At 71.9% G+C, this 2,637-nt stretch carries 4 protein-coding genes; 2 read left to right on the top strand and 2 right to left on the bottom strand.

Annotated features, from left to right (window positions below; all coding sequences use genetic code 11):
* The coding region (locus tag ABZ260_RS49700) for a response regulator transcription factor (RefSeq protein ID WP_355632594.1) at positions 1-606 on the top strand (606 nt) is incomplete at its 5' end.
* Complete coding sequence (locus ABZ260_RS49695) at positions 603-1,730, top strand: HAMP domain-containing sensor histidine kinase (protein WP_355632591.1); 1,128 nt, start codon at positions 603-605, stop codon at positions 1,728-1,730. The genes ABZ260_RS49700 and ABZ260_RS49695, both read left to right, overlap by 4 nt.
* 126 nt (positions 1,731-1,856) lie before the next feature.
* On the opposite strand, the gene ABZ260_RS49690 is transcribed toward ABZ260_RS49695, so the two are convergent.
* Both ABZ260_RS49690 and ABZ260_RS49685 read right to left on the bottom strand, forming a co-directional pair.
* Positions 1,857-2,369 (bottom strand): hypothetical protein, encoded by a 513-nt coding sequence (locus tag ABZ260_RS49690; RefSeq protein WP_355632588.1) that lies wholly within the window; start codon positions 2,367-2,369, stop codon positions 1,857-1,859.
* Positions 2,366-2,637 (bottom strand): hypothetical protein (locus tag ABZ260_RS49685; RefSeq protein WP_355632585.1); only part of this gene is annotated, 272 nt, incomplete at its 5' end. The genes ABZ260_RS49690 and ABZ260_RS49685, both read right to left, overlap by 4 nt.

Below are 2,637 nucleotides of genomic sequence, written 5' to 3'. Positions count from 1 at the left end.
TGCGTCGGAGACGGCGCCGAGGCGCTCAGGCGCGCGCTGTCCAACCCGCCGGACCTGATGGTGCTCGACCTGATGCTCCCCAAGATGGACGGGCTCCAGGTGTGCAGGAAGCTCAGGGAGCGGTGGCCGGTTCCAGTGATCATGCTGACCGCGCTGGGTGAGGAGATGGACAGAGTCGTCGGTCTGGAGACCGGTGCCGACGACTACGTCACCAAGCCCTTCAGCCCCAGGGAACTGGCCCTGCGCGTGCAGTCGGTGCTGCGGCGGGCGCGCGGCGCCTCGCTGCCGACCGGCACCGGGGTGCTCAGGGACGGTGATCTGACCGTCGACGTCGGGGCGCACGAGGTGCGGTTCCGAGGTGACGAGATCATGCTGACCGCCCGCGAGTTCGACCTTCTGGCCCACCTGATGCGCAACCCCCGCCAGGCCTTCAGCCGCTCCGCGCTGCTCAACCAGGTCTGGGGCTGGTCCTTCGGCGACTCCTCCACGGTGACCGTCCACGTCCGCCGCCTCCGCGAGAAGATCGAGCCGGATCCGACCGTTCCCCGGCGCATCGTCACGGTGTGGGGCGTCGGCTACCGCTACGAACCGCTGGTGGAGCCGTGATCCCCGAGATCCTGCTGATCGTCGCGGTCACCGCCGGCCTCGGCCTGCTGGTCGCGCTCGCCGGGCTGGGGGCGATGTGGCTGCTGCGCGAGCGATCGATCGGCGCGATGCTCGCGGTGGTCGTCGTGGTGACCGTGGTGGCGACGGTGGGCGGTGTGGTCGCCATCACCCTGAAAATGATCATTGAGGGTACGCCTAGGGACATCGTGCTCAGCGTGGTCGCGGTGGGTGGTCTGGTCGGGCTGGGCGTCGCGACGGTGCTCGCCCGCCGGGTCGTGGCGGCCAGCCGCAGGCTCGTCGACGCGGTGCACGCGGTGCCCGGCTCGGGGGAGTTCACCCCGCCCGGAGGTCTCCCCGCCGAGCTCGGCACGATCGCCGGGAGCCTGGATCAGGCCTACCGGCGCCTGCGCCTGGGTCACGAGCGCGAGCGCGCCCTGGAGAGCGCGCGTCGTGAGCTCGTCGCCTGGGTCAGCCACGACCTGCGTACCCCGCTGGCGGGCATGCGGGCCATGGCGGAGGCCCTGGAGGACGGGGTGGTCGCCGACCCCGAGACCGTAGGCCGTTACCACCGGCAGATCCGTCTGGAGGTGGACCGGCTGTCGGGAATGGTCGACGACCTCTTCGAGCTGTCCAAGATCCACGCGGGGGCGCTGCGCCTGTCACGCAACCGGATCGGCCTCGGCGACCTGGTCGCCGACGCGCTGGCCGGGGTGGAGCAACTGGCCAGGGCCAAGGGGGTGCGGCTGGCCGGCGAGGTCGACCCGGTGATCCCCGTCCAGGCCGACGCGGCCGAGCTCTCCCGGGCGCTGCGCAACCTGGTGGTCAACGCGATCAGGCACACTCCCGGCGACGGCACCGTCCTGGTCCGCGCCTCGATCGAGGGCCAGATCGCCTGCCTGTCCGTCGCCGACTGCTGCGGCGGCATTCCGGCGGACGACCTGCCCCGCGTCTTCGACGTCGCCTTCCGCGGTGAGGCGGCCCGCACGCCCAGTGCCGACGGCGCCGGAGCGGGCCTCGGCCTGGCGATCGCGCGCGGCATCGTCGAGGCCCACGAGGGAGCGATCGGCGTCGTCAACTCCGGTCCGGGCTGCCGCTTCGAGATCCGCCTGCCGATCTCCGTCTGAACGGCACCGCCCGGCCGCCATCGAGGGGCGCCGTCGGGGGGCGCCGTCGGGGGGGCGCCGTCGGGGGGCGCCGTCACCGGCCCTGATCCGATCGGCCCGGGTCCGGCGAGCCGCCGGTTCGGGCCGTCAGCCGGGGCCGTTGCCGTTGGAGGTCGGCGCGGTCGTGGTGTCGCTCTCGGGTCTCACCGAGACCATGAGGGTCACCTGCGCGCACTCGTCGTCCTCGGCGGTGCCGGTTTCGACGTGCCGGCAGGAGGTGAGCCTCCTGGTGGTGCCCAGGGACTCCACCATCGCCCGGAACGTCGGGCACGGCCAGCGCCACATGCAGCTGCGGCAGCGCAGGATCGGATGTGCCGTGTCGCTGGTGATGCCGCCCGCGTCACGGGGCTGGTGCAGGTCGAGCAGCCTGACGCCGAGCGTGGCGAAGTCGAGGAGCTCTTCGCGTGCCCCTTCGAGGAAGTCGAGGTCCTCGGTCGACAGGCTGGTTCTGATCGGGACGTGTCCCTCGTGGTTCACCAGGCTCCGCAGTGAACTCGCCGCATCGCGCCACGAGGTGGCCTTGTCGGTACGAGTGATCATGGACTCCAGATGTTCCCGGAGCCGCTGCCGCTGGAGATCCTCGGGTAGATCGGTGTTCATCGGTTACTTCCAGCGTGGATACCCCCGCCTGCGGGCGGGGGAGGAAACGCGGCACAGTGCCGCGCTTCTGGGCGGGTGGTGTAGCCGTAGCCGTCGGCTCGTTGGAGCAGGCGAACATGGCGATGGTGGATGCCCTGCACAAGGCCGTGCCGGGTGCGGATGACGACGGAGCCGGCCACGGTGCGGTCGCGCAGGCGGATGACGAACGGGGTGTGGCGCACCACCACCGCCCGGTCCGCCGCCGGCAGGCGGCGGGCACGAGCCGGGT

The sequence above is a fragment of the Streptosporangium sp. NPDC006013 genome, from assembly GCF_040614275.1.
Taxonomy (GTDB): Bacteria; Actinomycetota; Actinomycetes; order Streptosporangiales; family Streptosporangiaceae; genus Streptosporangium.
The sequence above is the reverse complement of the archived record's forward strand: the minus strand, read 5'-3'. Positions and strand labels throughout refer to the sequence as shown.